This window comes from Streptomyces kanamyceticus (assembly GCF_008704495.1).
Classification (GTDB): domain Bacteria; phylum Actinomycetota; class Actinomycetes; order Streptomycetales; family Streptomycetaceae; genus Streptomyces; species Streptomyces kanamyceticus.
The window spans coordinates 4,017,650-4,043,396 of record NZ_CP023699.1 but is presented as its reverse complement, the minus strand read 5'-3'; the positions used below and the strand labels follow the sequence as shown (position 1 = coordinate 4,043,396).

Here is a 25,747-nt window from a genome sequence, read left to right as displayed (position 1 = left end):
TAGCCGCGCGGTTCCTCCAACTTTCGCGGTACCGCCGCTGGTTGACGTGACGCCGCAAGGACGCGAGTTACGCTGCGGCGATGCGGATCCACCCCCTAGTCGTCGACGCGCTCATCGCGGTCGCCCTGACCACGGTGGCCGTGCTGCTCGGGCAGGAGTCCGTACGGCAGGGATGGCCTGAACTCGACGCCAGGGCTTACATATTGGTGGGTCTTGTCAACCTGCCCGCCGTGTTCAGGAGCCGGGCGCCGCTCACGGTCCTGCTCGTCGTCCACCTGGCGTGCGTCGTGTACGTCACGCTGGGCTACTGGCCCGTCGTGAACACCTTCGGGCCCATGATCGCCGTCTATACGGTTGCGTCCGTGTACCCCGTCCGCGTCTCCCTGCCCGGTGCGGGGCTGATGTCCGCCGTATGGATCTACGCCGGTCTGATCAGCGAGGACGCCGTGATGGCGTCCGTCGTCGGACAGGCCGTCGGCTTCTCGCTCGTGCTGTGGCGCTTCGGTTACGTCGCACGTCAATCGGCCGAGCTGGCGCGGCAGTTGAAGCGCGAGCAGGACGAGAGGGCCCGGCGCGAGGTCGCCGAGGAGCGCGGGCGGATCGCCCGCGAACTGCACGACGTCGTCGCTCACCACATGTCGGTGATATCCGTGCAGGCGGGCCTCGCGCGGTTCGTCTTCGCCTCCGACCCCACCACCGCGCACGCGGCCCTCGGCACCATCTCGGGGACCAGCGGCGAGGCCCTCGAAGAGCTGCGCCGCATGCTGCGCGTGCTGCGGTCAGGGCCCGATGACGGCGAGGACGGATCCGAGGCCCCCGACGCGCCCATGCCCGGACTCGCCAGGCTCGGCGAGATGGCGGAGCGGGTGAGCGCCGGGGGCCTCCCCGTCGAACTGCGCGTCACCGGCACGCCGCGCGAGGTCGCGCCCGGCGTCGAACTCTGCGCGTACCGCGTGGTCCAGGAGGCGCTGACCAACGTCATCAAGCACGCCCCCGGCGCCGCCGCTACCGTCCAACTCGGCTATCTGCGCCAGCACATCGAGGTGTCCGTCACCAACTCCCGTCCGTCCGGCGGCCAGGAGGTGATTCCGGACAGACTACGGACCGGTAGCGGGCACGGCTTGCTTGGGATGCGGGAGCGGGCCAAGCTCTACGGCGGGACGATCAGCATCGGCCCGCTGAGCGAGGGAGGGTTCGCCGTGCGACTCACCCTGCCGACCTCGGCGCGGGCCGCAGCGCAGGGGGACGACGCTACGGAATGACCGGATGACCGGCTGCATCAAAGTGCTCGTCGTAGACGACCAGTTCCTCATCCGCGCGGGTCTGGTGGGGCTCCTCAGAGCTGCGCCGGGCATCGAGGTCGTCGGCGAGGCGGGCGACGGCGCCGAGGCGGTCGAGCTCGCCGCGCGGACCCGGCCCGACGTGATCCTCATGGACATCAGGATGCCGGGCATGAGCGGCATCACCGCGACCACGAAGATCCTCGCGCAGTCGCCCGAACCGGCGCCGCGCGTCCTGGTGCTCACCACCTTCGACCTCGACGAGTACGTGTACGGGGCGCTGCGGGCCGGAGCCTCCGGGTTCCTGCTCAAGGACTCCGGACCCGAACGGCTGCTCGCCGCGGTGGCGGCGGTCGGCGGCGGCGACGCGCTCTTCGCGCCCAGCGTGACGCGGCGCCTGGTCGAGGCGTTCGCGCGGCAGGCGGCGGGGCCCGGTGGCGCGGGCGACGAACCGCCCCCCGATCTGGGGGCGTTGACGCTGCGGGAGGTCGAGGTCCTGAAGCTCATCGCGCGCGGTCTGACCAACGCGGAGATCGCGGAGCGGCTCTACATCAGCGAGGCCACGGTCAAGACCCACCTCAACCGCACGATGAGCAAGCTCGACCTGGACAGCAGGGCGCAGGCCGTGGTGGTGGCGTACGAGACGGGGCTCGTTACGCCTGGGGGGTGAGGGGGCCCGCGTTCCGGTTCGGCGGCGGGCCCGGGTGGTTCAGCGGGTGGTCACCTCACGGTTCAGCCGGTGGCCACCTCGCGGTTCAGCAGGTGACGACCTTGCCGTACGAGCCGCGGCCCCAGTTCCACTCCCACTGCTCGCCGTGCTGGTACGTCAGGCACGGCGAGTCGTTGCCCCAGTCGATGACGACCTTCAGGTGCATGGCCTCACCGCAGAGGTTGGTCACCTTCACGTACTTCTTGTGCTTGATGACGTCCCGCTTCACGCAGGACGGCGCGGTGCCTTGGATCGCCGTGACTGGGGCCGCAGTTGCGGCGGGGGCCGTGGCGAGGCCGGTGGCGAGGAGGGCGGAGGCGGCGAGTGCGCCGGTGGTGAGGCGGGCGAGACGCTTGCCGTATGTCATGTCCGGGCCCTTCGTGAGGTGTGTGCGCCGCATGCGCTGCTGGTTACCGCATGCGCTGCTGCACGCGTTGCGTCGTTCTTCCTCACGAACTCTGTCGATCCGCCGCGCTCCCGCGCTGCAGGACATGGCCGGTGTGCGGTTCTTCGACCCTTTCGTGGGACGGGTTGCGTAAACCTGAGACGGCGCCCGTCCTCACCCCCGTGGGAGGACGAACGCCGCCGGTCAGCGCGCTGGTTCCGGTGGGAATCAGCCGATGTAAGCGATGCGTTTCGCTCGAGATCCAGAGTCATGGACCCGCCAACCACGGACAAGGGATGACCGGCCCCTGTGGCACGGAGGTGACCATTCCGCAACGGTGTTCGAGGCGTGCAACGAGCTTGGTCCGATCTCCGCACGAGCGGAAGGAAGGGGCAACTCTCGTAATCGGGGTAATCGGGGTAATCCAGATGCTTGGTGACGTCCCGGACCGCTGCCAGGGGTTCCGCATCGTGGAGCGGGACGGCGGTGGGACACTGTTCCGCGGATCGCGGGGGGTGTGACGCCGCACGCCAGTGGCCCGAATGCTCCCGTGCGCCCCCACGGCGGGAACTGAGATCCTGACTTTGCGCATCCCTCTGGGTAGTCCAGAACGGGATGGCGGCAAGACGGACGCGCGGGGGCAGGACAGGCACGTACGGGGGGAATAGGGGGAGCAATGCCTCGTTGGAAGGCGCTACCGGATGAGCTCGACCCGCAGGTCAGGGAGTTCGCCAGCCAGTTGCGCAGGCTCGTCGACCGCAGTGGGCTGAGCATCGCGGCGGTCTCCGACAGGACCGGCTACAGCAAGACGTCGTGGGAGCGCTATCTGAACGGGCGGCTGCTCGCGCCCAAGGGGGCGATCGTCGCGCTCGCCGAGGTGACCGGAACGCAGCCGGTGCACCTCATCACCATGTGGGAGCTGGCGGAGCGGGCGTGGAGCCGGTCCGAGCAGCGGCACGACATGACGATGCAGGCGATACGGATCTCGCAGGCGCGGGCCGCGCTGGGGGAGTTGGGGCAGAATCCGACGGGCTCGTCGAAGTTGTCCAAGTCGTCCAAGTCGAAGGGGGACGGGGCGGCTGCGCGGAACGGGGGCGGGGGGCTCGGGAGCGCGACGGGGGTCGCTGGACCGGCCGGGGTCTCGCCCACGGTGCCGCCGCAGCGCCCGGCTCCAGCTCCAGCTCCAGCTCCGGATCCAGCTCCGGCTGGTGGTGGTTTCGGTGCTCCTTCGTCTTCGTACGGGGATGTCTCCGCGTCGGCCTTCGGCGCGGTGCCGCAGCGGGAAGAAGAGGTCGGGTCTCCTGACAAGCAGCGGCGGCGCAGGAAGCTGACGATGTTTCTCGCGGGGGTCGTGGGTGCGCTGGTCGTCATTGCCGCGGCTGTGTTTCTGACGCGGGGCGGCGACGACAAGGGGAACGAGGCGCAGCCGTCGGCGACGCCCAGCTCCAGCGGTGCGAAGTTGCCCGCGGGGGTCGAGTGCCGCGGGACGGACTGCGCGGGCAAGGATCCCGAGAACATGGGGTGCGGCGGGGAGCTGGCGAAGACGACGTCGCGGGCCTTGATCGGCAAGACGGTGATCGAGGTGCGGTTCAGCAAGGTGTGCGAGGCCGCTTGGGCGCGGATCACGCAGGCGGCGCCCGGGGACACGGTGGAGATCACCGGGAGCGGTGGGGGTGCGGGGGCCAAGCAGAGCGGGACTGTGGACAAGAACTTCGACGCGTATACGCCGATGGTGGCGGTGAAGAACGGCACGGCGGCGAAGGCGTGCGCGACGCTGGCGTCTGGCCAGACGGGTTGCACGGAGTAGCGTCCCTCGGGGTCGGGGCTGGTGTCGCCTTGGGTTCGTCTTGGGGGCGGGGCCGCGGGGGTATGTGCGTACTCGCCATCCCGGGGCGGGGGCCAATAGGGCTTGCTTCCGTGCCTCGGTCTCCACTGTGCTCCGTTCGCACATACCCCCACGTCCCCTCGGGAGCGCGGGCGGCTGCGGGCCGGTGGGGGTGTCCCCACCCCCGCCCGCGCCGTGTTTTGTGCTCCCGTTCCCGCTCCTCGGCGACGGGGGCTGTGCCCACCCGTGCCGCCCAGCGGCACGATTGCCCACAGCGGCGCGGCCCTGTCCCACAGCCGAAGCCGAGGCGGGTTGTTCCTACAGGGGCGGTCCGTCGCGGAGATTCGGGTGGGCGGGTGGGAAAGGTATCCGGCGCGGAGCGGCGGGGTTGGGGCTCCTGCAGGGATTCCGGCTGCAGGCACGGGGAGTTGGGGCCGACCCCCTGGCCCGGGGTGGAGAGAAAAAACGGCGGCAGGGGGGAATGACATGCTCCCCGGAGGGCAGGCGCACCGTACCCCCACGGGAGTGGTCACACCCCCACGGCGGCCGCCACGCTCCCTCTCCCGAGGTGGCGGCCGCCCCCCCACCACGGGGGCTGTGGGCCGGGCCACACAGGCCCGGGAGTCAGGGGCAGCCGGGGCGCGATAGCCTGACGGCGGATCTCTCTTGATGCCAAGAGATCGATCATCGAGAGGCGATCGAGGACTCGGCGCGGCGTCGGCGGGGATCCAGGAACCAGGGGATCCACGTACGTAGGGACAGGGACCCCCACCGCCAGCTGTCTTACGGAGATCGCCATGACCCGCACTCCCGTGAATGTCACCGTCACCGGCGCGGCCGGCCAGATCGGCTACGCGCTGCTCTTCCGCATCGCATCGGGCCACCTGCTCGGCGCGGACGTGCCGGTCAACCTGCGCCTTCTCGAGATCACGCCGGCGCTGAAGGCCGCCGAGGGCACCGCCATGGAGCTCGACGACTGCGCCTTCCCGCTGCTGAACTCGATCGAGATCAGTGACGACCCGAACGTCGCCTTCGACGGCGCCAACGTCGCGCTGCTCGTCGGCGCCCGCCCCCGTACCAAGGGCATGGAGCGCGGTGACCTCCTGGAGGCCAACGGCGGCATCTTCAAGCCGCAGGGCAAGGCCATCAACGACAACGCCGCCGACGACATCAAGGTGCTCGTCGTCGGCAACCCGGCCAACACCAACGCGCTCATCGCGCAGGCCGCCGCCCCGGACGTACCGGCCGAGCGCTTCACCGCGATGACCCGCCTGGACCACAACCGCGCGCTCTCGCAGCTCGCGAAGAAGACCGGTTCCTCGGTCGCCGACATCAAGCGGCTCACCATCTGGGGCAACCACTCCGCCACCCAGTACCCGGACATCTTCCACGCGGAGATCGCCGGTAAGAACGCCGCGGACGTCGTGAGCGACCAGGCCTGGCTCGCCGACGACTTCATCCCGACCGTCGCCAAGCGCGGCGCCGCGATCATCGAGGCCCGTGGCGCGTCCTCCGCCGCCTCCGCCGCCAACGCCGCCATCGACCACGTCCACACGTGGGTGAACGGCACGGCCGCCGGTGACTGGACCTCCATGGGCATCCCGTCCGACGGTTCGTACGGCGTCCCGGAGGGCCTGATCTCCTCCTTCCCCGTCACCACCAAGGACGGCCAGTACGAGATCGTCCAGGGCCTGTCGATCAACGAGTTCTCACGCACGCGCATCGACGCCTCCGTCCAGGAGCTCGCCGAGGAGCGCGAGGCCGTGCGCGGTCTCGGTCTGATCTGAGCTGATCAAGCCTGATCGGGTCTGATCTGATTCTGTTGGTGAACGCCCCTCGGCGGCCGCTCCGCGCGGCCGCCGAGGGGCGTTCACTGTTTTCGGGTTTCGAGGCGTGCCCGTCAGACGCGGGGCGCCGTCTTGCCGTAGCCCAGCGTGACCAGACCCGCCGCCGCGATCACCACCAGCGCCACGATCCGCAGCGCCGCCTCCATCCCGCCCGCGAAGCCATCCCCGCTGTGCGAGGCCAGGGCCGTGCCCGTGACGGCCACGCCCAGTGCCGCGCCCACCTCGCGTGCCGAGGTGCTGAGGCCGGAGCCGAGGCCCGCCTGGTGGGGCGGGAGCGAGGTGACGACGCTCATCGTCAGCGCGGGCATGCACAGGCCCGTGCCCGCCGAGATGACCAGCAGCCAGCAGGCGTAGACCGCGTAGGGCGTCGAGCCGGTCGCGGTCGACGCGCCCAGCAGGCCGATGCCGATCAGGAGCAGGCCGCCGCCCGCCACCGGGCGGGGGTGTTCCGACCAGCGTGCCGCGATCCTGGGGATCACGACCATGCCGACCGTGAGCGGGATGATCGCGAGGCCCGCGCGTGCGGCGCCGTACCCCTTCTCGTACTGCAGGAACTGCGAGTTGACGTAGAAGAGCGAGAAGAGGCCGAAGAAGCTCACCGCCGTGCCCAGGGTCGCCGCGCGCAGCCGTGCCGAGGCGAAGATCCGGGGGTCGAAGAGGGGCGCCGGGGAGCGCAGCGCGTGGCTGACGAAGAGGGCGATGAGCAACGCGCCCGCCGCGAAGGCTGTCAGGATGCGCGCCGATGTCCAGCCGTGCAGCGGGCTCTCGATGATGCCGAAGAGCAGCGCGAGCAGCCCGCCGGTGAGCAGGAGTGTGCCCAGGGGGTCCAGGGCGGGGGTCTGGACTGCCTTGTCCGTACGGGGAGTTGTCAGCGCCACCGCCAGTGCGAGCAGGGCGGCCAGCGGCACCATCACCCAGAACAGCGCCTGCCAGGGCAGGTAGGAGCCGATGAGCCCGCCGCCGATGTTGCCCGCGAGGCCGCCCAGTCCGGCGGAGAGCGCCCAGGAGGCGAGTGCGCGCGGGCGGTGGGCGAGCGGGGTGACGCGCATCAGGACCGACAGGGTGGCGGGCATGATCAGCGCGGCTCCCGCGCCGGAGACCGCCCGTCCCGCGATCAGCGTCGCCGATGAACCGGCGAGCGCGCTGACGGCGGCGCCCGCCGCGAAGAGGCCGAGACCGGCGAGGAGCGCGCCCTTGCGGCCGTAGCGGTCGCCGAGCGCGCCCGCCGGGATGAGCAGGCCCGCGAAGGCGATGACGTAGGCGTCGACGGTCCACAGGAGCTGGCTGGGGGAGGGGTGCAGCGCGGACGAACTCAGCTGCGGGACAAGGAGGTTGATCGCGGCGACCATGCCCTGGGCGGCCATGACGCAGGCGCACAGGGTGAGCAGGGTTGAGCGGCGTAGGGGCGGTGGGGACGGAGTGGGCGGTGGGGACGGAGTAGGCGGCGGGGATGGCGCCGGTGGTGGGGATGGCGCGGAGTGTGACGGTGGTGTGGGTGCCGGGGTGTGGGGCGCGGTGTCTGCGGGTGTGCGGGCAGGCGAGGGCAAGGCTCCTCCCGGGGAGCGTCGTGGTGGGGATGTCCGTTCACCGTAGGCTCGGCACCGACTTGCTTTCCAGTGCATCTTTCGCAAGGGGTGAATGCGCGTGACGCAATCCAGCGCTGCGGGTCCCGGCGGCCTCGATCTCAATCTGCTCGCCGCCCTCGACGTGCTGCTCGACGAGCAGAGCGTGTCCGGCGCCGCCCGCCGACTGCATCTGTCGGAGCCCGCGATGAGCCGCACCCTCGGCCGCATCCGCAAGGCCCTGGGCGATCCGGTCCTGGTCAGGGCGGGTCGGCACATGGTGCCCACGCCGCACGCGCTGGCCGTGCGGGCCGAGGTGGGCGCGGTGGTGGAGCGGGCCCGCGCGCTCTTCGCGGGGCCCGGCGCCGTGGACGTTCGGACGGTCTCGCGTACGTTCACGATCCTCGGCTCGGACGCGGTCGCCGCCGCGTACGGGCCGAAACTCTTCGCACGCGCGGCCGACGAGGCGCCGGGGGTGCGGCTCCGCTTCCTCGGCGAGAGCCATGTGGACGCGCCCGTACTGCGTCAGGGCACCGCCGATCTGGAGCTCGGGGTGATCGACACGACCGCGCCCGAGGTGCACGTCGAGCACTTCCGCGACGACCGCATGCTCGGTGTCGTACGGCCGGGACACCCGCTGCTCAAGGGGAAGCTGACGGCGCGTCGGCTCGCGGAGGCGAGCCATCTGACCGTCTCGCGCAGGGGGCGGCTGGCCGGGCCGCTGGATGCGGCCCTCGCCGAACTCGGCCTGAGCAGACGGGTGGTGGGCAGTGTGGCGACGTTCTCCTCGTCCCTCTTCGTCCTGCTGCGCACGGACCTGGTGGGCCTCGGCGCCTCCTGGGTCTCCCCGCTGGCGGAGGCCATGGGCCTGGTCACCTTCGAGATGCCGCTGGACCTTCCGCTCCTGCCGCTGGGCATGGCCTGGCATCCGCGGCACGACGCGGATCCGGCGCACGCGTGGCTGCGGGCGTGCGCGCGGGATCTGCTGGCGGGGGAGTGAGCGGGGGAGTGAGCAGGGGAGGGGGCGGGGGAGGGAACGGGTGCGTCAGTTGCCGGGCTCCTTCGCCTGGAGCGCCGCCGCCTCCTTCGACAGCTGCACCGCCGTCGCGAGGCTCAGGCCCGGCTCGGCCTGGCGCAGGGCCTTGACCGCGCGGACCGAGTCGGCGGGGCCCGTGTGGCCGGCGGCCGCGAGGTGGTTCAGGGCCCAGCGGCCGCGCACCTCGGAGTCGGGGACGGCCGCCACGCGCGCGACGATCGCGGCGGCGCGCTCCAGGCCGGGGCGCTCCGCCGCGTCGGCCGTCGCGAGCGCCTCGCGCAGCTCGTCCGCGATCGCGTCCGTGTCGCGCAGGGCGACCACCGTCATTTCCCGCTTGGTGCCGAACATGTTTCCCGTGACCTCTTCCTCGTCGGTGTTGTCGCTGTCGGTGTTGTCGCTGTACTCGCGAATGTAGTACTTCTTATACATGAGCGAGCAAGTGCACAACAGGTTGGCGATGGTGCGCGCCGAGCGGAAGGTGTCGCGCCAGAGCCTGGCCGAGGCGGTGGGGGCCCACTACCAGACCATCGGCTACATCGAGCGGGGGCAGTACAACCCGAGCCTCGACCTCGCGCTGAAGATCGCGAAGTTCTTCGAGCTGCCGGTGGAGGCGCTGTTCTCCCTCGACCCGTTCCGCCCGCTCACCGATCAGGTCTACGGGAGGAATCAGTGATGAGCGGCAAGAGCGCGCAGCCAGGGCAGCAGGGGTTGCCGGGGCAGCAGGAGCGGATGACCGGATACGACCGGCGCATGTACGCCATCATGAACCGCCGCGAGGCCGCCCCGCTGTACGCCACCGCGGGCCGCCGCCGCGCCGTCGTCGTCGCGCACGTGGCGCTGACCGCGCTCGGCATCGCGTGCTGGCTCTACTCCGTGCTCGGGGACCAACGCTGGGCGACGTTCGGGATGCTCGGCGTCCTGCTGCCGTGGTGCGTCGCGACCGGCGTGATCAACGGCGCGACCCGGGGCCTCCTCGAACTGCGCGCCCGCGCCCTGGACGAGCGCCAGCGCGCCGAGAAGGACCGCGTGGTGACCCGCGCCCACCAGGCGATGATGTGGCTGCTCCTCGGTGTGACCGTCGCCGTGGGCGGCGCGGGCCTCGCCGGGTTCGAGATCGAGGGGATGATCTTCCCCGTGCTGTTCAGCGTGTTCGTCGTGCACTGGCTGATGCCGCTGTGGATGGCGGGCCTGACGGCCGCCGACGAGCCGGTGGACGGGGACGACGGGGATGACCTGGACGACGTCGACGGGGAACCGGTCGGCGCTTCCGCCGGGTGACTCAGGTCTTCCGCAGCTGCTGTTCGAGCTTGGAGACGTCGACCGATTCGTCGGGTGACGGCGTCTTCGAAGGGACCGGCTCGTCGTAGTCGGAGAAGGTCGTCGTCGTGTCGTCGCCGTCGCCCTTCTCCACCGCCTTCAGCAGGTACGGCTTGCCCTCGGTGGCGACGTAGAGGGTGATCTCCTTGCCGTCGTCCTTGCCGGTCAGCGGGATGGCGGCGGTGCCGTCGACCGTCGTGGGCTCGCCCTTGGCCAGCGACTTCGTCTTGTCGTCGGCGTCGTCCTGAATGTCCTTCTGGATCTTGCCGAGGTCGCAGATGCCGGTGACCTCCTTGAGCATTGCGTCGCTCGTACTGCCGTGGATGTAGCGGTTCTTGAAGATCTCGGCGGCCGCCTCGCCCGCGCCGCCGGGCACCTGTGTCCGCCAGAACGCCTTGTTCGGCTTCATCCACACCTTGTCGCCGCGTTTGACCAGGTCGAGGGCGGCGCCATTCGCCATCTTCATCGAGCCGACGCAGTTGTCGTCACGGTCGAGCGTCAGTTCCATCGAGGCCGGGTCCGCCGAGTCGGAGTCCGAATCGCCGTCGGAATCCGTGTCCGAATCCGTGTCCTTCGTGGCGTCCGCGCCCGTCGCTCTCATCGAGATGTGCACGGATTTCGCGTCGAGCAGCTCCCGCTTGGCCTTGTCGGAGATCTCCCGTGCGCTCAGGTCCCCGGCATCGCCCTTGGCCTTGGTCTTGTCCTCGCCGTCGCCGTCCGACGAACATGCGGGGAGGATGAGGAGTGCGGCCGCGCAGCACGCCGCGCTTCCCCTCACGCGCTTCCTGGACATTCCACTCATGACGTCACCTCCGGTGACAAACCATGCATCGAGCGTACGTTTGGGCCCGAGTGCCCGCACGCGCAGTGACACAGCGCACTTTCAGTCACGGGTTGCGCATGCTTTCTCCACCTCAGGGCAGGTGCACCCGGCTACCGCGAGTGACAGGCGGGGCAAATGACAGGAACGGAAGGCAAACGGGACGTGTCCGCACAACAGACCATCCATGTGGGCGGAGAGTGGCTGAACGCCGCCTCCGGAGCCACCCGCGAGATCCTCGACCCGGCGGACGCCAAGCCGTTCGCCGTGATCGCCGAGGGCTCCACGGAAGACGCGGACGCCGCCATCGCAGCCGCCCGCACCGCCTTCGACGAGGGCCCCTGGCCGGGCACCCCGGTCGCCGAGCGCGCCGCGCTCCTGCGCCGGGTCGCCGACCTCCTCGTGCGCGACCGCGAGGAGATCGGGCTCCTGGAGAGCCGCGACGCGGGCAAGACCCTCGAAGAGGGCCGGGTCGACGTGGACTGCGTCGCCGACGCCTTCCGGTACTTCGCCGATCTCGTCATCGGCGAGGGTGCGGGGCGCGTCGTCGACGCCGGGTCCGACGACATTCACAGCGTCGTCGTGCACGAGCCCGTCGGCGTATGCACGATGATCACGCCCTGGAACTACCCGCTCCTGCAGGCCAGTTGGAAGATCGCCCCGGCCCTCGCGGCGGGCAACACCTTCGTCATCAAGCCGAGTGAGGTCACTCCGCTGACGACGGTCGCGCTGATCGAGCTGCTGGTGGAGGCGGGCCTGCCCGCCGGTGTCGCCAACATCGTGACGGGCCCAGGACACACGGTCGGCGCCCGCCTGTCCGACCACCCCGACGTCGACCTGGTCTCCTTCACCGGCGGCCTCGTCTCCGGCACCAAGGTCGCCCAGGCCGCCGCGCTCGGCGTGAAGAAGGTCGCCCTGGAGCTCGGCGGCAAGAACCCCAACGTGGTGTTCGCCGACGCCTGCGCCACCGACGAGGACTTCGACACCGCCGTCGACCAGGCGCTGAACGCCGCCTTCATCCACAGCGGGCAGGTCTGCTCCGCCGGTGGCCGCCTCATCATCGAGGAGTCCATCCGCGAGCGCTTCGTCGCCGAACTCGCCCGCAGGGCCCAGCAGATCAAGCTCGGCCGCGGCACCGAAGAGGGCGTCGAGTGCGGCCCGCTGGTCTCCGAGCATCAGCGCGAGAAGACCGAGATGTACGTCGCCTCCGCCCTGGAGGAGGGCGCGGTGCTCCGCTCCGGCGGCAAGCGCCCCGAGCCCAGCGACGTCCGTCCGGCCGAGGGCTACTTCTACGAGCCGACCGTGCTCGACCAGTGCCACCGCGAGATGCGGGTCGTACGCGAAGAGGTCTTCGGGCCCGTCCTCAGCGTCGAGACCTTCCGCACCGAGGACGAGGCCGTCGCGCTCGCCAACGACACCGAGTACGGTCTCGCGGGCGCCGTGTGGACCACCGATTCGGGCCGCGCCCGCCGCATGGCGCGCCGGATGCGCCACGGCACCATCTGGATCAACGACTTCCACCCCTACCTGCCGCAGGCGGAGTGGGGCGGCTTCGGCAAGAGCGGCGTCGGGCGCGAGCTCGGCCCCGCGGGACTCGCCGAGTACCGCGAGTCCAAGCACATCTACCAGAACCTGGCGCCACAGCCGGTCCGCTGGTTCGCGGGCTGATCCCCGGCACGTAGCGGTACGCGCGGGGCGGCACACACACCGCCCCGCGCGCGTACGTCAAGCACCTTCACCCCCCCGAGCACCCCCCGCTCATTACGCGCAAGCACCTTCGCACGACCTCGCAGGAAGAGGAGCACGCACGCATGTCTGACCAGACCGAGTACGACTACGTCATCGTCGGTGGCGGCACCGCGGGATCGGTGATCGCGTCCCGCCTCACCGAGAACCCGGACGTCACCGTCGCCGTCATCGAGGGCGGCCCCAGCGACATCGACCGCGAGGACGTCCTCACGCTCCGCCGCTGGCTCGGCCTGCTCGGCGGCGACCTCGACTACGGCTACACCACCACGGAGCAGCCGCGCGGCAACTCGCACATCCTGCACAGCCGCGCCAAGGTGCTCGGCGGCTGCTCGTCGCACAACACCCTGATCTCCTTCAAGCCGCTGCCCTCCGACTGGGACGAGTGGGAAGAGGCGGGCGCCACCGGCTGGGGCGCCAAGGCCATGGACCCCTTCTTCGGCAAGCTGCGCAACAACGTCGTGCGCGTCGCCAAGAAGGACCAGAACCAGATCGCCACCGACTGGGTCGAGGCGACGAAGAGCGCGCTCGGCGTCCCCGAGGTCGTCGGCTTCAACGACAAGCCCTTCGACGAGGGCGTCGGCTTCTTCGACCTCTCGTACCACCCGGAGAACAACAAGCGCTCCTCCGCGTCGGTCGCCTATCTGCACCCCCACATGGAGGCCGGTGACCGCCCCAACCTCCACCTCTTCCTGGAGACCTGGGCCACCAAGCTGGAGCTGGAGGGCAAGACCGCGCGCGGCGTCCACATCCGTACGAAGGAGGGTGTGGAGAAGCTCCTCACCGCCCGTAACGAGGTGCTCGTCTGCGCCGGGGCCGTCGACACCCCGCGCCTGCTCATGCACTCCGGCATCGGTCCGAAGAAGGACCTCGAAGCCCTCGGCATCCCGGTCGTGCACGACCTGCCCGGCGTCGGTGAGAACCTCATCGACCACCCCGAGTCGGTCATCGTCTGGGAGACCAACGGGCCGATCCCCGGCAACTCCGCGATGGACTCGGACGCCGGTCTGTTCGTGAAGCGGGACCCGGCCCACAAGGGCCCGGACCTGATGTTCCACTTCTACCAAATTCCGTTCACCGACAACCCGGAGCGCCTGGGCTACGAGCGCCCCGAGCACGGTGTGTCGATGACGCCGAACATCCCCAAGTCCCGTGCCCGCGGCCGTCTCTACCTGACGTCGGCGGACCCGGAGGTCAAGCCCGCGCTCGACTTCAAGTACTTCGAGGACGAGGGCGACTACGACGGGCAGACCCTCGTCGACGGCATCAAGCTCGCGCGGAAGGTCGCCGAGGCCGAGCCGTTCAAGAAGTGGCTCAAGCGCGAGGTCTTCCCCGGCCCCGAGGTCACCGAGGACGCCGAGATCAGCGAGCTCGTGCGCAAGGCCGCGCACACCGTCTACCACCCTGCGGGCACCTGCCGAATGGGTGCCTCCACTGATGAACTCGCAGTGGTGGACCCGGAGTTGAAGATCCGGGGCATGGCCGGAATCCGTATCGCGGACGCATCCGTCTTCCCGACGATGCCCGCCGTGAACCCGATGATCGGAGTACTCATGGTCGGGGAGAAATGTGCCGAGATGCTTGGCGGTGACGCTCGATGAGCGAGGCCGCCGTGACGACATCCACGGACACCGACAAGACGAGCGGCGAGGGCGGCGGCAACCCCGTCTTCGCCGTCAAGAACCTCTGGAAGGTCTTCGGACCCAAGGCGGAGCGCATACCCGAGGACACCTCGCTGCACGGCCTGAGCCCCGCCGAACTGCGCGAGCAGACCGGCTGCACCGCCGCCGTGCGCGATGTGTCCTTCGAGGTCAACAAGGGCGAGGTCTTCGTCGTCATGGGCCTGTCGGGCTCCGGCAAGTCCACCCTCGTACGCTGTCTGACCCGGCTCATCGAGCCGACGTCGGGCGCCCTGTCCATCGACGGCGAGGACGTCCTCGCCATGGACAAGGCCCGGCTGCGCGAACTGCGCAGGCACCGCGCCGCCATGGTCTTCCAGCACTTCGGGCTCCTGCCGCACCGCTCGGTCCTCGACAACGTCGCGTACGGCCTGGAGATCCAGGGCGTCGGCAAGGCCGAGCGCCGCGCCAAGGCCCTCGAAGTCGTCGCGAAGGTCGGTCTCGACGGTCTTGAGCAGCGCAAGCCCGGACAGCTCTCCGGCGGTCAGCAGCAGCGTGTGGGCCTGGCCCGCGCCCTCGCCGTGGACCCCGAAGTCCTCCTGTTCGACGAGCCGTTCAGCGCGCTCGACCCGCTGATCCGCCGCGACATGCAGGAAGAGGTCGTCCGGCTGCACCGTGAGGAGGGCCGCACGATGGTCTTCATCACCCACGACCTCAGCGAGGCCCTCAAGCTCGGCGACCGCATCGCCCTGATGCGCGACGGCCGCGTCGTCCAGCTCGGCACCCCCGAGGAGATCGTCGGCTCCCCGGCCGACGACTACGTCCGCGACTTCGTCCGCGACGTGGCCCGCGCCGACGTGATGACCGTGCGCAGCGCGATGCGCCCCGCCGACGCCGACGAGGAGTCCCGCGGCGCGGCCCTCGCGCCCGACGCCAAGGTCGCCGAGGCCATCGAGGCCGTCGCCCGCTCCGGCTTCCCGGTGCGCGTGATGGACGGCAAGCGCTGCCTGGGCGTGGTGGACCACGCCGGACTGCTCGACGTGGTCGCGGGTACGACATCCGCCGCGCGAACGGCCCCCGGCAAGGGTGAGGTGGTCGCCTGATGGCCACCGCCACCGCATCGAGTCCCGTACGAGATACCGGAATCGGCGCGCTCCTGCGACACCGTGCCGTCGGCAAGCTCCTGCTGCTCGCCGTCGCCGCGGCCGTCGTCGTGCCGATCCTCAACGCCAAGTGGGCGTCCGGCGCCTGGCCCGACGCGCTCACCGTCGACCTGACCGAGCCGCTGGGCAAGACCACCGACTGGATCATCGACAACCGGGACAGCCACTGGCTGTTCACCTACTTCTTCGGGCACATCAGCAACGCCATCGTCCTGTCGGTGCGCGGCGTCTACCTGGTGCTGCTCGCCGCGGGCTGGGCCGGAGTGACCGCCGCCGCCGGGCTCATCGCCTGGCGCGTGGCGGGCGTCAAGCTCGCCGTCATGGCAGCCGCGTCGTTCGCCGTGTGCGGCCTGCTCGGCATGTGGGTGCCGACCATGCAGACGCTCGCCCTGATGATCGTGGCCGTCCTCGCCTCGGTCATCCTGGGTCTGCTGCTCGGCCTCGCGGGCGGCCTCAACGACCGGATCTTCCGGATCCTGCGCCCGGTCCTCGACACCATGCAGGTCCTTCCCGCGTACGCGTACCTGCTGCCGTTCGCCCTCGTCTTCGGCATGGGCGTGCCCGCGGCCATCATCGCGACGGTCGTCTACGCGGCCCCGCCCATGGCCCGGCTCACCGCGCTCGGCCTGCGCGGCGCCGACGGCGGCGTGATGGAGGCGGTCAGCTCGCTGGGCGCGACCGCGCGCCAGCGACTGTTCTCCGCGCGCCTGCCGCTCGCCCTCAAGCAGCTGATGCTCGGCGTCAACCAGACGATCATGATGGCGCTCTCCATGGCCGTCATCGCCTCGGTTATCGGCGCGGGCGGCCTCGGCGACCGCGTCTACCAGGCCCTGTCCACCGTCGACGTCGGTCAGGCGCTCGCCGGTGGCATCCCGATCGTGCTGCTCGCCGTGGTCCTCGACCGGGTGACCGGCGCCGCGGGCGAGCGTATGGGCGCGCACGTCGAGGACAACTCGCCGCTGCGCGGCTGGCGCGGCTGGTCCGTCGCCGCCGCCGTCACCGTCGTCGCCGCGCTCGCCGCCCGCTTCGCGGACCGCGTGGACTGGCCGACCGGATGGGTCGTGAACATCGCCCCCTCGGTCAACACGGCCAAGGACTGGATGGTCGACCACCTCTACACCGACGTGCCCGTCGTCGGCGGCACCGCCGACTGGGCCGCGCACTTCACCACCTGGGTCCTCAACCCGGTCCGCGACGGCCTCCAGGGCCTGCCCTGGTGGTCGGTCCTGCTCATCGTCGCCGCGCTCGCCTGGCTGATCGGCACCTGGCAGACGGCGCTCACCGCCGTCGCCGCGATGGCCGCCATCGGCGTGCTCGGCGTGTGGAGCAAGTCCCTCGACACGCTCTCGCAGGTCCTCGCCGGTGTCGCCGTGACGGTGGTGCTCGGCTTCGCGATCGGCATCGCGGCATCCCGCAGCACACGGCTCGAACGGCTGCTGCGCCCGGTGCTCGACGTCTTCCAGACGATGCCGCAGTTCGTGTACCTCATCCCGGTCGTCGCCCTCTTCGGCATCGGCCGCGCCCCCGCGGTCGCCGCGGCCGTCGTCTACGCGCTGCCCGCCGTCGTCCGCATCACCACGCAGGGCCTGCGCCAGGTCGACGCCGCCGCGATGGAGTCCTCGCGCTCCCTCGGCGCCACCAGCTGGCAGCAGCTGCGCCAGGTCCAGCTCCCGCTGGCCCGCCCCGCCCTGCTCCTCGCCCTCAACCAGGGCGTCGTCCTGGTCCTCGCCGTCGTCGTCATCGGCGGTCTGGTCGGCGGTGGCGCGCTCGGCTACGACGTGGTGTTCGGCATCGCGCAGGGCGACCTGGCGACCGGCCTGGTGGCCGGTGCCGCGATCGTCTGCCTCGGCCTGATGCTCGACCGGGTCACGCAGCCGACGGAACGCCGCGCGAAGAAGGGAGCGTGACATGCGAGTTCGTACGCGTGTGACCAGTGCGGTCACGGCGGTCGGCGCGCTGCTCGCGCTCTCCGGCTGCGGTGCCGCCGACATGACCAAGCAGGCGTCGCCGTACGCGAACGCCGCCGGGGCCAAGACGGTGACCCTCTCGGTCCAGTCCTGGGTCGGCGCGCAGGCGGACGTCGCCGTCGCCGAGTACCTGCTCAAGAACGAGCTGGGCTACCGGGTCGACAAGGTCCAGATCGACGAGGTGCCCGCCTGGGACGCCCTCAGCCAGGGCCGCGTCGACGCGATCATGGAGGACTGGGGCCACCCCGAGCAGGAACAGCGCTACGTCAAGGACAAGAAGACGATCGTCCCCGGCGGCGACGTCGGCGTGACGGGGCACATCGGCTGGTACGTCCCGACGTACTTCGCCAAGAAGCACCCGGACGTCACGGACTGGAAGAACCTCAACAAGTACGCCGACCAGTTCCGTACGTCCGAGAGCGGCGACAAGGGCCAGCTCATGGACGGCTCCCCGTCGTACGTGACGAACGACAAGGCCCTCGTGCAGAACCTCGACCTCGACTACGAGGTGGTCTTCGCGGGGTCCGAGGCGGCGCAGATCACCCAGATCGAGCAGTTCGCCAAGAAGCAGAAGCCGTTCCTCACCTACTGGTACAAGCCGCAGTGGCTGTTCGAGAAGGTGCCGATGACGGAGGTGAAGCTGCCCGAGTACAAGGAGGGCTGCGACGCCGACCCGGCCAAGATCAAGTGTGCCTACCCGCACACGCCGCTCCAGAAGTACTTCAACGCGGACTTCGCCAAGAACGGCGGCGAGGCGGCGGCGTTCCTGAAGAACTTCAAGTGGTCGGAGGCGGACCAGAACGAGGTCTCCTTGATGATCGCCGACAAGAAGATGTCGCCGGACGACGCGGCGAAGGCGTGGATCGCCAAGAACCCGGCGAAGTGGAAGTCGTGGCTGCCTAAGTAGGCGTTCGTCCCTGCTCTGCTCCGGTGCCGGGTGCCCTTTCGAAGGGCACCCGGCACCCTCGCGTCTACGTCAGCTCGTCCGCGATGCCCCGCAGTGCCGACATCGCCCGGCGCAGCAGACCGGGGCCGAACGTGATCCGCGTGGCGCCGAGCTTCCCCAGCTCCCTGGGGGCGGGCCCGCCCGGCCTGGCCAGCAGGTTCATGGGCCCCTCGATCCCCGCACGCAGTACGGGAATCGCCTCGACCGGCGCCATGATCGGATACACGCAGTCGGCGCCCGCCGCCACGTACAGGCGGGCCCGCTCCACCGCCCGCTCCGGATCGGCGACACCCCGTACGAACGTGTCCACGCGCGCGTTGATGACGAGCCGCTCCCCCGCGGCCTCCCGCACCTGGGCGAGCCAGTCCGCCTGCTCCCGGGGGTCGCGGAGCACTCCCGCGTCCTCGCCGCCGTGGGAGTCCTCCAGGTTGCAGCCGACCGCGCCCGCTTCGAGCAGCCGGTCCACCAGCTCCCCGGCGCCGAGGCCGTAGCCCGCCTCGGCGTCCATCGTCACCGGCACGGAGACCGCCCGGGTGATCCGGGCGACCGCCGCGAACATCTCGTCCGGCGGCACCTGCCCGTCCTCGTACCCGAGGGAGTGGGCGATCCCGGCGCTCGGCGTGGCGAGCGCGGGGCTGCCCGCCTCCTCGAAGACCCGCGCGCTCGCGGCGTCCCACGGCCCGGGAAGGATCAGCGGATCACCGGGCGCCCGGTCGTGGTGCAGGGCGCGCAGCGTCCCGGCGGCGCTCACCACGCGGGCCCGCCGGGCGCGATGCGGCGGCTGACCATCAGCCGGTTCCAGCTGTTGATGACGGCGATCAGGCCGATGAGATGGGCGAGCTCGGCCTCGCCGAAGTGCTTGGCCGCGACCTCGTACACGTCGTCGGGGACGAATCCCTCGGTCAGTACGGTGACCGCCTCGGTCAGCGCGAGCGCCGCCCGCTCCCGCTCGGTGAAGAGCTCCCCGGCCTCTTCCCAGGCGTTGAGCAGCGCGATCCGCTTCGGGGACTCGCCGTTCTCCAGGGCGATGTCCACGTGCATGTCGAGGCAGAACGCGCACGCGTTGATCTGCGAGGCCCGCATCATCACGAGTTCGGCGAGCACGGGATCGCCGAGACCCTGCTTGGCGGCGCCGCTCAGCGCGCTCATCGCCCCGGCGACACGCTTGTCCAAGTGCGTGGTACGGGCGGTCACTTGACGTCCCCGGCCTTGTAGTGGCCCGGCACCATGCGGGTGGTGACGCCGAAGCGGTTCCACGCGTTGATGACCGTGATCGCGGCGATGAGCTGGGTGAGCTCGGCCTCCTCGAACTGCGCGGCGGCCCTCGCGTACACGTCGTCGGGGACGAATCCGTCGGTGAGGACGGTGATCGCCTCGGTCAGCTCGATCGCGGCGACCTCCTTGGCGGTGTAGAAGTGCCGCGACTCGTCCCAGGCGCTGAGCTGGATGATCCGCTCGACGCTCTCGCCCGCCGCGAGGGCGTCCTTGGTGTGCATGTCGAGGCAGAACGCGCAGTGGTTGAGCTGCGAGGCGCGGATCTTGACGAGCTCGAAGACCACCGGGTCGAGGCCCTTACGGGCGGCCGTGTCGAGCTTGATCATGGCCTTGAAGACCTCGGGGGCGTGCTGGGCCCAGTCCAGGCGGGGGCTGTGCTCGTGGACGTACTCCTTGGTGGCGCCTGTCGTGGTTCCTGTGGTGTTCTCGTTCGTCGTCATGACCATGAGCCTACGGTCGTGGTAGCCCACGGGTATGGTCCATTTCCATGGGAGAAACTTGGGCCACTCTGGGCGTCGACCTGCACCTGGAAACGGGCGGCGACGCGTCTCGCGGCGGCGAAGCGTCCCGCGACGGTGACAGGTCCCGCGGTGGCGTCCGCAAGGGCCTGACCGACGCGCTGCGCGAGGCCGTGCGCGGCGGCCGCCTGGCCCCCGGCACGCGACTGCCGTCGTCCCGCTCGCTCGCCGTCGACCTCGGCATCGCGCGCAACACCGTCGCCGACGCGTACGCCGACCTGGTCGCCGAGGGCTGGCTCACCGCGCGGCAGGGCTCGGGCACGCGCGTGGCCGAGCGGGTCGTCGCGCCGCCGGTGCGGGCCGCGACGCCGCGCAGGAAGGGCGGCGCGCCGACGTACGACCTCACCCCCGGCACCCCTGACCTGTCCGCCTTCCCGCGTACGGAGTGGCTCAAGGCGGCCCGCCGCGCGATGGCGGCCGCCCCCAACGACGCGCTCGGGTACGGCGATCCGCGCGGCCGCGTCGAACTGCGCGAGGCACTCGCCCGCTACCTCGCGAGGGCGCGCGGCGTGCGCGCCGACCCCGACCGCATCGTCGTCACCGCCGGATTCGTGCACGGCCTCTCGATCCTGGGCCGGGTGCTGCGGCAGCGCGGACTGCCCGAGGTGACCGTGGAGTCGTACGGCCTGGACGTCCACTGGAACCTGCTGCATCGCGCGGGCCTGCGCACGGCACCGCTCGACTTCGACGAACTGGGCACGTGCACGGCGGGGTTGGGGTCTGGCGGGTCCGGCGGGTCTGGCAGGTCCGGCGGGTCCGGCAGGTCTGGCGCGGGCGCCTCGAAGGCGGTGCTCCTCACCCCCGCGCACCAGTTCCCGATGGGGGTGCCGCTGCGTCCCGAGCGGCGCGCGGCGGCCGTCGACTGGGCGCGGCGCGAGGGCGGACTGATCCTGGAGGACGACTACGACGGCGAGTTCCGCTACGACCGCCAGCCCGTCGGCGCCCTTCAGGGCCTGGACCCCGAACGCGTCGTCTACCTCGGCACGGCCAGCAAGTCACTCGCCCCCGGCCTGCGCCTCGGCTGGATGGTGCTGCCGTCCGCGCTGCGCGACGAGGTCCTCGGCGAGAAGGACGCGTCGGGGTGGGCGTGCGGCGCCCTGGACCAGCTGACGCTCGCGGAGTTCATCACCTCCGGCGCGTACGACCGTCAGGTGCGCGCCGCCCGCCTGCGCTACCGGCGCCGCCGCGACCAACTGGTGGCCGCCCTCGCCGAACGGGCCCCGGAGGTGCGGGCCACCGGCATCGCGGCGGGCCTGCACGCCGTCGTCGAACTCCCGCCGGGCACCGAGCAGTCCGTCGTCCAGGCCGCCAACTGGGAACGTCTCGCGGTGCAGGGCCTGTCCCGCTTCCGGCATCCACGCGCGGGGGCGCGGCAGACGGACGCGCTGGTGGTGGGGTACGGGACACCGGCGGAGCACGCGTGGGCGGGGGCGCTGGAGGCGCTGTGCCGGGTGCTTCCCTGAGAACCTGAGGATCTGAGAACCTGAGGATCTGAGGATCTGAGGCCTGATGACCGTCAGATCGGGTTGAGGCGGGCCTTGAGCAGGCAGAACTCGTTGCCCTCGGGGTCGGCGAGCACGTGCCACTGCTCCTCGCCGGTCTGGCCGATGTCGGCGGGGCGCGCTCCGAGGGCAAGCAGGCGTTCGAGTTCGGCGTCCTGGTCGCGGTCGGTGGCGTTGACGTCGATGTGCAGCCGGGTCTTGCCGGGCTCCGGCTCTTCCCGGTAGCTGAAGATGATCGTCGGCTGCGAGCCGCCGAACCCGTCGCGCGCCCCGATCTCGACGCAGCCCTCCTCCTGATCGAGCACCACGAAGTCCAGGACCTCGCACCAGAACCGCGCGAGCGCCTCGGGCTCGCGGCAACCGAGGACGAGCTCACTGATACGACATGCCATCGTCGGGGCCTTCTCTCCAGGTGGGAACTGTGAGGACGACGAGACCGTACCGGGTGGGGTGGGCGGCGGCTAAGCGTTTTTCTGTGACGTGGGGTGTCAACTCGGCCCAGGCAGGCCCCCCTGGGGGCGGCTCAGCCCTGCGGTGCGGACTCGCTCAACTCCTCGGGCCCATCGGCCTGTTCCGGCGCCTCGCCGAACCGCGCGAGCGCCAGTGCCCCCGCGATCGCCACCGCGAAGCCGAGGATCGCCAGCCATTCGAGTCCCTCGCGGGTGCGGTCGCCGAGCCAGACCACCCCGACGAGCGCGGGGCCGACCGTCTCGCCGATCACCATCCCGGCGGTGGCCGTGGTCACCGAGCCGCGCTGCAGGGCCGAGGTGAGGAGCAAGAAGGCGGCGCCTCCGCCGAGCAGCAGGGCGTACGTCGCCGGGTTGGTGACGAGCGCGCCCGGCGAGACGTCGTCGATCAGGCGTACGGTCACCTCGACCACGCCGAAGCCGAAGCCCGCGCCGAGGCCGAGCGCGAGGGCCCGGCCCCGGTCGGGCAGCCGTCCCGCCACCGCGCCGAGGAGCAGCACGGCGAGGGCGACGCCGAGCATGACGTAGCGGAGCGTCGTCGAGCCGGTGCGCTCGCCCTCGGCCCCGGACGCCAGGCCGAGCATCGCGAGGCCCGCGCAGACGACGCCCACCGCGCCCCACTCGACGCCGCTGAGCCGTACGTGCAGGAGGCGCGCGGCGACCACGGCCGTGACGGCGAGACTCGCGGCGAGCGCCGCGCCCACCGCGTAGATCGGGATGGAGCGCAGGGCGACGATCTGGAGCAGGAAGCCGAGTCCGTCGAGCCCGAGTCCGGCGAGGTAACGCCACTGGCGCAGGGCGCGCAGGAGCAGCGCGGGGTCGACACCGGAGCCGGTGCCCGGCGCGGTGGCGCGGGCGGCGACCGCCTGGAGAACTGAGGCGGTGCCGAAGCAGACCGCTGAACCGAGAGCGCAAATCATCCCAAGAGACACGAAGTGACTGTAGAGGAAGGCGAGTCAAAGGAGACCCAAGGGATCCAAGGGACATCGAGGGGAGGCGCCGGGCAGGGCGTGCCTGGGGTTACTTACGCTGATCGCCGATCACGTACGAAGCGTGACGTACGAAGCGTGACGTACGAAGCACGACGTACGAAGTAAGACGACGGGGGAGCGGAACAATGGCACAGAAACAACCACGGCGGCTGCGGTCCAGCACGGTCGTACTCGGCGGCATGGGCGTCCTCGCCGCCGCCCTGACCTCCTGCGGCTCGGACCCGGACCGGCGCTGCGTGGACCGGGACAGTTACGACGCGATGCTCGGATACAAGATCGTCAGCGACAAGGGCTGCAAGACGGGGACCTCGGGGCGCAAGACGGGCGCGGGTGGCTCGTACGGCACCGGCAAGGGCACCGGCACCGGCACGGGCTCCGGCCGCACCGATCCCACCTGGTACTACGACGCCGACGTCGACGGCCGCTACGCCGACTACGGCACCTTCAGCCGCAGCGAGGCCGTCGACCGCGACGGCTTCGGCTGCTCGGGCAGCGGCAGCGGCGGCGGCTGAGCGTACGAATCATGGAACGCCGCGTCATCGACCCCCGTCCCGGCTGGCAGCAGACCGTCGAGGACCAGGGGCTCATCTACCCGCTCACCCGCTACCCCGACGACTCGCTGCGCCCCTACTGGGACGAGAGCGCGTACTACGTCTTCTCGCTCCCCGAGGTCGAGGCGCTGGAGGAGGTCGTCGAGGAACTGCACGCGATGTGCCTCGCGGCGGCGGGCCACATCGTCGAGCACGACCGCTTCGGCGACCTCGGCATCACGGACCCCAGGGTGATCGAAGCCGTCGCCGAGGCGTGGCGGCGCAAGGCCGAACTCCCTTCTCTGTACGGTCGGTTCGACCTGCGCTACGACGGCACGGGCCCGGCCAAGATGCTGGAGTACAACGCCGACACGCCCACGTCCCTGGTCGAGGCGGCGAGCCCCCAGTGGTTCTGGATGGAGGAGCGCTTCCCCGGCGCCGACCAGTGGAACTCCCTCCACGAACGCCTGGTCGACGCCTGGAAGAAGCAGGCCCCGCTCCTGCCGCCCGGCGGCCCCCTGTACTTCGCGCACTCCGCCGCCGACGAACTCGGCGAGGACCTGATGACGGTCGCGTACCTGCGCGAGACCGCCGAACAGGCGGGTCTCGCCGCCGAGTCCATCTCCATGGAGGACATCGGCTGGGACCGGCTCTCGGGCCGCTTCGTCGACAAGAAGCTCCGGTTCATGCGGAGTTGCTTCAAGCTCTACCCGTGGGAGTGGCTGACCACGGACCGCTTCGCGCCGCACGTCCTGGAGACCCTGGACAACGGCGGCGGCACCGGCTCGACGCTGTGGATCGAACCCGCCTGGAAGATGCTGCTCTCCAACAAGGCGCTGCTCGCCGTGTTGTGGGAGCTGTATCCGGGGCATCCGAACCTGCTGCCCGCGTATCTGGACGGGCCGCGCGAGCTGGCCACCACTCGGGGGTACGTGGCGAAGCCGCTGCTCGGCAGGGAAGGCGCCGGAGTGACGGTGCACGAGCCGGGCGCCGCGCCGGTCCTCCGTGAAGAGCCTTGTTGCTACCAGGAGTTGGCTCCGTTGCCCGACTTCGACGGCAACCGCGTCGTCCTCGGCGCGTGGGTCGTCGAGGACGAGGCGGCCGGACTCGGCATCAGGGAGTCGGCGGGGCTGATCACGGACGAGTACGCGAGGTTCATCCCTCATGTGATCCTGTGACGGCGTGTGCCCCTGTGACGGCATGTGACCCTGTGACGGCGCCGATGCGGACCAGCATCTTGCCGGTGTTCGCCCCGCGCAGCACCCCGAGGAACGCCTCCGGTGCCCGCTCGATGCCGTCGACGACGGTCCGCTCGGTGCGCAGACTGCCGTCGGCGAGCAGCGGCGCCGCCCGGCCGATCCACTCCGGGAACAGGTCCAGGTGGCTGGTGACGAGCATGCCGCGCAGCGTCGCCTCCTGCTTGGCGGCGTGGAAGAGGTTGTTCGGTCCGGGCGGCGGCTCGGTCGCGTTGTAGGTGCTGATGGCGCCGACCAGCGCGATGCGGCCACCGGGACGGATCGCGCCGATCGCGGCCTCCAGGTGGTCGCCGCCGACCGAGTCGAGGTAGACGTCCACGCCGTCGGGCGCGGCCTGGGCGAGCTGCTCGGGCAGGCCGCCCGCGCGGTAGTCGATGGCCGCGTCGTACCCGAAGGAGTCGAGGAGCTTCTTCGTCTTCGCGGGCCCGCCCGCCGAGCCGATCACCCGCGACGCCCCGAGTTCCCGGGCGATCTGGCCCGCGACGCTGCCGACCGCACCGGCCGCGGCCGAGATGAAGACGACGTCGCCCTCGCGCACCGGCGCGGTGCGGGTCAGCGCGGCGTACGCGGTCAGGCCCGTCGTGCCGAGCGGGCCGAGGTAGGCGTCGGCCGGGGCGATCGAGGTGTCGACGACCGTCGCGGCGGCGGCGTCGAGCACGGCGTACTCCCGCCAGCCCAGGAAGTGCGTGACGGTCGCGCCGACCGGCACTCCGGGGGCGTGGGACGCGACGACCTCGCCGAGCGCGCTGCCCTCCAGCGGCGCGCCCAGCCGGAACGGCGGGATGTAGGACGGCACGTCGTCCATGCGACCGCGCATGTACGGGTCGACCGACATCCAGGTGTTGCGTACGAGGATCTGCCCCTCGGCGAGCTCGCCCTCACCCGGGACCTGGGTGGTGGCCAACTCGAAGTCGGCGGGGGTGGGTTCGCCGGTGGGGCGGGCGGCGAGGCGGATTTCGCGGGAGAGGGTCATGACGATTCCTTC

Annotated in this window: 25 protein-coding genes; 15 read left to right on the top strand and 10 right to left on the bottom strand. The window is 70.9% G+C overall.

Translation table 11 applies throughout. From position 1 onward, the window contains the following. The first annotated feature begins 80 nt into the window (after window positions 1–80). Together CP970_RS16605 and CP970_RS16600 are read left to right on the top strand one after the other, a co-directional pair. Window positions 81–1,262, top strand: coding sequence for a sensor histidine kinase (locus CP970_RS16605; RefSeq protein ID WP_055552059.1), 1,182 nt, complete (start codon window positions 81–83; stop codon window positions 1,260–1,262). A 4-nt stretch (window positions 1,263–1,266) separates the two neighbouring features. Further along, window positions 1,267–1,950: a response regulator gene (locus CP970_RS16600; protein ID WP_055552057.1), complete on the top strand. Its 684-nt coding sequence runs from the start codon at window positions 1,267–1,269 to the stop codon at window positions 1,948–1,950. An 85-nt stretch (window positions 1,951–2,035) separates the two neighbouring features. On the opposite strand, the gene CP970_RS16595 is transcribed toward CP970_RS16600, so the two are convergent. Then, window positions 2,036–2,389 (bottom strand): hypothetical protein, encoded by a 354-nt coding sequence (locus tag CP970_RS16595; RefSeq protein WP_150493484.1) that lies wholly within the window; start codon window positions 2,387–2,389, stop codon window positions 2,036–2,038. 661 nt (window positions 2,390–3,050) lie between these two features. On the opposite strand from CP970_RS16595, the gene CP970_RS16590 reads away from it, so the two are divergent. Both CP970_RS16590 and CP970_RS16585 read left to right on the top strand, forming a co-directional pair. Then, the gene (locus CP970_RS16590) at window positions 3,051–4,181 is read left to right on the top strand and encodes a helix-turn-helix domain-containing protein (protein WP_150493482.1); all 1,131 of its coding nucleotides are present in this window, start codon (window positions 3,051–3,053) and stop codon (window positions 4,179–4,181) included. A gap of 815 nt (window positions 4,182–4,996) precedes the next feature. Then, on the top strand, window positions 4,997–5,986 hold the full coding sequence (locus CP970_RS16585; protein ID WP_150493480.1) for a malate dehydrogenase: 990 nt from the start codon (window positions 4,997–4,999) through the stop codon (window positions 5,984–5,986). Between the two features lie 113 nt (window positions 5,987–6,099). Here CP970_RS16585 and CP970_RS16580 read toward each other — a convergent pair whose 3' ends face one another. Continuing rightward, window positions 6,100–7,434: an MFS transporter gene (locus CP970_RS16580; RefSeq protein ID WP_398656945.1), complete on the bottom strand. Its 1,335-nt coding sequence runs from the start codon at window positions 7,432–7,434 to the stop codon at window positions 6,100–6,102. A gap of 250 nt (window positions 7,435–7,684) precedes the next feature. On the opposite strand from CP970_RS16580, the gene CP970_RS16575 reads away from it, so the two are divergent. Then, complete coding sequence (locus CP970_RS16575) at window positions 7,685–8,608, top strand: LysR family transcriptional regulator (RefSeq protein ID WP_055557222.1); 924 nt, start codon at window positions 7,685–7,687, stop codon at window positions 8,606–8,608. A 45-nt stretch (window positions 8,609–8,653) separates the two neighbouring features. On the opposite strand, the gene CP970_RS16570 is transcribed toward CP970_RS16575, so the two are convergent. Next, a complete protein-coding gene (locus tag CP970_RS16570) occupies window positions 8,654–9,073 on the bottom strand; it encodes a hypothetical protein (protein ID WP_317987154.1) in 420 nt (139 codons plus the stop codon). Here CP970_RS16570 and CP970_RS16565 point away from each other — a divergent pair. Both CP970_RS16565 and CP970_RS16560 read left to right on the top strand, forming a co-directional pair. Continuing rightward, window positions 9,072–9,317 carry a helix-turn-helix transcriptional regulator gene (locus tag CP970_RS16565; RefSeq protein WP_055554276.1) on the top strand — a complete coding sequence of 82 codons (246 nt, stop codon included), beginning with the start codon at window positions 9,072–9,074 and terminating at the stop codon, window positions 9,315–9,317. The two genes, CP970_RS16570 and CP970_RS16565, sit on opposite strands and share 2 nt — an antisense overlap. Then, on the top strand, window positions 9,317–9,922 hold the full coding sequence (locus CP970_RS16560; protein WP_063806217.1) for a hypothetical protein: 606 nt from the start codon (window positions 9,317–9,319) through the stop codon (window positions 9,920–9,922). The genes CP970_RS16565 and CP970_RS16560 overlap by 1 nt, the downstream gene beginning before the upstream one ends. A gap of 1 nt (window position 9,923) precedes the next feature. Here the strand turns inward: CP970_RS16560 and CP970_RS16555 are convergent, their stop codons facing one another. After that, window positions 9,924–10,763, bottom strand: a complete 840-nt coding sequence (locus CP970_RS16555) for a hypothetical protein (RefSeq protein WP_224058472.1) — start codon at window positions 10,761–10,763, stop codon at window positions 9,924–9,926. A gap of 156 nt (window positions 10,764–10,919) precedes the next feature. On the opposite strand from CP970_RS16555, the gene CP970_RS16550 reads away from it, so the two are divergent. The 5 genes from CP970_RS16550 (at window position 10,920) to CP970_RS16530 (ending at window position 18,183) form a co-directional block, all read left to right on the top strand. Then, window positions 10,920–12,449 carry an aldehyde dehydrogenase family protein gene (locus CP970_RS16550; RefSeq protein ID WP_191094929.1) on the top strand — a complete coding sequence of 510 codons (1,530 nt, stop codon included), beginning with the start codon at window positions 10,920–10,922 and terminating at the stop codon, window positions 12,447–12,449. Between the two features lie 143 nt (window positions 12,450–12,592). After that, window positions 12,593–14,128, top strand: a complete 1,536-nt coding sequence (locus tag CP970_RS16545) for a GMC family oxidoreductase (RefSeq protein WP_055554270.1) — start codon at window positions 12,593–12,595, stop codon at window positions 14,126–14,128. Further along, window positions 14,125–15,249, top strand: coding sequence for a quaternary amine ABC transporter ATP-binding protein (locus CP970_RS16540; RefSeq protein ID WP_055554268.1), 1,125 nt, complete (start codon window positions 14,125–14,127; stop codon window positions 15,247–15,249). The genes CP970_RS16545 and CP970_RS16540 overlap by 4 nt, the downstream gene beginning before the upstream one ends. Beyond that, entirely contained in the window at window positions 15,249–17,216 is a 1,968-nt protein-coding gene (locus CP970_RS16535; protein ID WP_055554266.1) for an ABC transporter permease, read from the top strand. Before CP970_RS16540 ends, CP970_RS16535 begins: the two co-directional genes overlap by 1 nt. Window position 17,217: 1 nt before the next feature. Further along, entirely contained in the window at window positions 17,218–18,183 is a 966-nt protein-coding gene (locus CP970_RS16530; protein ID WP_055554264.1) for an ABC transporter substrate-binding protein, read from the top strand. Window positions 18,184–18,247: 64 nt separating this feature from the next. Here the strand turns inward: CP970_RS16530 and CP970_RS16525 are convergent, their stop codons facing one another. From CP970_RS16525 to CP970_RS16515, 3 genes are read right to left on the bottom strand one after another with little or no spacing between them, the layout of a single operon-like run. Beyond that, window positions 18,248–18,973, bottom strand: coding sequence for an isocitrate lyase/PEP mutase family protein (locus CP970_RS16525; RefSeq protein WP_055554280.1), 726 nt, complete (start codon window positions 18,971–18,973; stop codon window positions 18,248–18,250). Beyond that, window positions 18,970–19,416 (bottom strand): carboxymuconolactone decarboxylase family protein, encoded by a 447-nt coding sequence (locus CP970_RS16520; RefSeq protein WP_055554262.1) that lies wholly within the window; start codon window positions 19,414–19,416, stop codon window positions 18,970–18,972. The genes CP970_RS16525 and CP970_RS16520 overlap by 4 nt, the downstream gene beginning before the upstream one ends. Beyond that, on the bottom strand, window positions 19,413–19,937 hold the full coding sequence (locus CP970_RS16515) for a carboxymuconolactone decarboxylase family protein (protein ID WP_055554278.1): 525 nt from the start codon (window positions 19,935–19,937) through the stop codon (window positions 19,413–19,415). The genes CP970_RS16520 and CP970_RS16515 overlap by 4 nt, the downstream gene beginning before the upstream one ends. 47 nt (window positions 19,938–19,984) lie before the next feature. Here CP970_RS16515 and pdxR point away from each other — a divergent pair, with 47 nt between their 5' ends. Next, complete coding sequence (gene pdxR / locus CP970_RS16510; RefSeq protein ID WP_055554260.1) at window positions 19,985–21,478, top strand: MocR-like pyridoxine biosynthesis transcription factor PdxR; 1,494 nt, start codon at window positions 19,985–19,987, stop codon at window positions 21,476–21,478. 53 nt (window positions 21,479–21,531) lie between these two features. Here pdxR and CP970_RS16505 read toward each other — a convergent pair whose 3' ends face one another. Together CP970_RS16505 and CP970_RS16500 are read right to left on the bottom strand one after the other, a co-directional pair. Further along, window positions 21,532–21,909, bottom strand: a complete 378-nt coding sequence (locus tag CP970_RS16505) for a VOC family protein (RefSeq protein ID WP_055554258.1) — start codon at window positions 21,907–21,909, stop codon at window positions 21,532–21,534. Window positions 21,910–22,040: 131 nt separating this feature from the next. Beyond that, the gene (locus CP970_RS16500) at window positions 22,041–22,904 is read right to left on the bottom strand and encodes a hypothetical protein (protein ID WP_055554255.1); all 864 of its coding nucleotides are present in this window, start codon (window positions 22,902–22,904) and stop codon (window positions 22,041–22,043) included. Between the two features lie 197 nt (window positions 22,905–23,101). Here CP970_RS16500 and CP970_RS16495 point away from each other — a divergent pair, with 197 nt between their 5' ends. Both CP970_RS16495 and CP970_RS16490 read left to right on the top strand, forming a co-directional pair. After that, on the top strand, window positions 23,102–23,488 hold the full coding sequence (locus CP970_RS16495; protein WP_055554253.1) for a hypothetical protein: 387 nt from the start codon (window positions 23,102–23,104) through the stop codon (window positions 23,486–23,488). Window positions 23,489–23,499: 11 nt separating this feature from the next. Next, window positions 23,500–24,684 carry a glutathionylspermidine synthase family protein gene (locus CP970_RS16490; RefSeq protein ID WP_055554251.1) on the top strand — a complete coding sequence of 395 codons (1,185 nt, stop codon included), beginning with the start codon at window positions 23,500–23,502 and terminating at the stop codon, window positions 24,682–24,684. Here CP970_RS16490 and CP970_RS16485 read toward each other — a convergent pair. Next, window positions 24,662–25,735 (bottom strand): NADP-dependent oxidoreductase, encoded by a 1,074-nt coding sequence (locus tag CP970_RS16485; protein WP_150493476.1) that lies wholly within the window; start codon window positions 25,733–25,735, stop codon window positions 24,662–24,664. The two genes, CP970_RS16490 and CP970_RS16485, sit on opposite strands and share 23 nt — an antisense overlap. Window positions 25,736–25,747 lie beyond the last annotated feature (12 nt).

Excerpts from the sequence above, each read along its gene's own strand:
- CP970_RS16605 (WP_055552059.1), top strand. The coding sequence starts at position 81 with ATGCGGATCCACCCCCTAGTCGTCGACGCGCTCATCGCGGTCGCCCTG.
- CP970_RS16600 (WP_055552057.1), top strand. The coding sequence starts at position 1,267 with ATGACCGGCTGCATCAAAGTGCTCGTCGTAGACGACCAGTTCCTCATC.
- CP970_RS16595 (WP_150493484.1), bottom strand. The coding sequence starts at position 2,389 with ATGCGGCGCACACACCTCACGAAGGGCCCGGACATGACATACGGCAAG.
- CP970_RS16590 (WP_150493482.1), top strand. The coding sequence starts at position 3,051 with ATGCCTCGTTGGAAGGCGCTACCGGATGAGCTCGACCCGCAGGTCAGG.
- CP970_RS16585 (WP_150493480.1), top strand. The coding sequence starts at position 4,997 with ATGACCCGCACTCCCGTGAATGTCACCGTCACCGGCGCGGCCGGCCAG.
- CP970_RS16575 (WP_055557222.1), top strand. The coding sequence starts at position 7,685 with ATGCGCGTGACGCAATCCAGCGCTGCGGGTCCCGGCGGCCTCGATCTC.
- CP970_RS16565 (WP_055554276.1), top strand. The coding sequence starts at position 9,072 with ATGAGCGAGCAAGTGCACAACAGGTTGGCGATGGTGCGCGCCGAGCGG.
- CP970_RS16570 (WP_317987154.1), bottom strand. The coding sequence starts at position 9,073 with ATGTATAAGAAGTACTACATTCGCGAGTACAGCGACAACACCGACAGC.
- CP970_RS16560 (WP_063806217.1), top strand. The coding sequence starts at position 9,317 with ATGAGCGGCAAGAGCGCGCAGCCAGGGCAGCAGGGGTTGCCGGGGCAG.
- CP970_RS16555 (WP_224058472.1), bottom strand. The coding sequence starts at position 10,763 with ATGAGTGGAATGTCCAGGAAGCGCGTGAGGGGAAGCGCGGCGTGCTGC.
- CP970_RS16550 (WP_191094929.1), top strand. The coding sequence starts at position 10,920 with ATGACAGGAACGGAAGGCAAACGGGACGTGTCCGCACAACAGACCATC.
- CP970_RS16545 (WP_055554270.1), top strand. The coding sequence starts at position 12,593 with ATGTCTGACCAGACCGAGTACGACTACGTCATCGTCGGTGGCGGCACC.
- CP970_RS16540 (WP_055554268.1), top strand. The coding sequence starts at position 14,125 with ATGAGCGAGGCCGCCGTGACGACATCCACGGACACCGACAAGACGAGC.
- CP970_RS16535 (WP_055554266.1), top strand. The coding sequence starts at position 15,249 with ATGGCCACCGCCACCGCATCGAGTCCCGTACGAGATACCGGAATCGGC.
- CP970_RS16530 (WP_055554264.1), top strand. The coding sequence starts at position 17,218 with ATGCGAGTTCGTACGCGTGTGACCAGTGCGGTCACGGCGGTCGGCGCG.
- CP970_RS16515 (WP_055554278.1), bottom strand. The coding sequence starts at position 19,937 with ATGACGACGAACGAGAACACCACAGGAACCACGACAGGCGCCACCAAG.
- pdxR (WP_055554260.1), top strand. The coding sequence starts at position 19,985 with ATGGGAGAAACTTGGGCCACTCTGGGCGTCGACCTGCACCTGGAAACG.
- CP970_RS16505 (WP_055554258.1), bottom strand. The coding sequence starts at position 21,909 with ATGGCATGTCGTATCAGTGAGCTCGTCCTCGGTTGCCGCGAGCCCGAG.
- CP970_RS16500 (WP_055554255.1), bottom strand. The coding sequence starts at position 22,904 with ATGATTTGCGCTCTCGGTTCAGCGGTCTGCTTCGGCACCGCCTCAGTT.
- CP970_RS16495 (WP_055554253.1), top strand. The coding sequence starts at position 23,102 with ATGGCACAGAAACAACCACGGCGGCTGCGGTCCAGCACGGTCGTACTC.
- CP970_RS16490 (WP_055554251.1), top strand. The coding sequence starts at position 23,500 with ATGGAACGCCGCGTCATCGACCCCCGTCCCGGCTGGCAGCAGACCGTC.
- CP970_RS16485 (WP_150493476.1), bottom strand. The coding sequence starts at position 25,735 with ATGACCCTCTCCCGCGAAATCCGCCTCGCCGCCCGCCCCACCGGCGAA.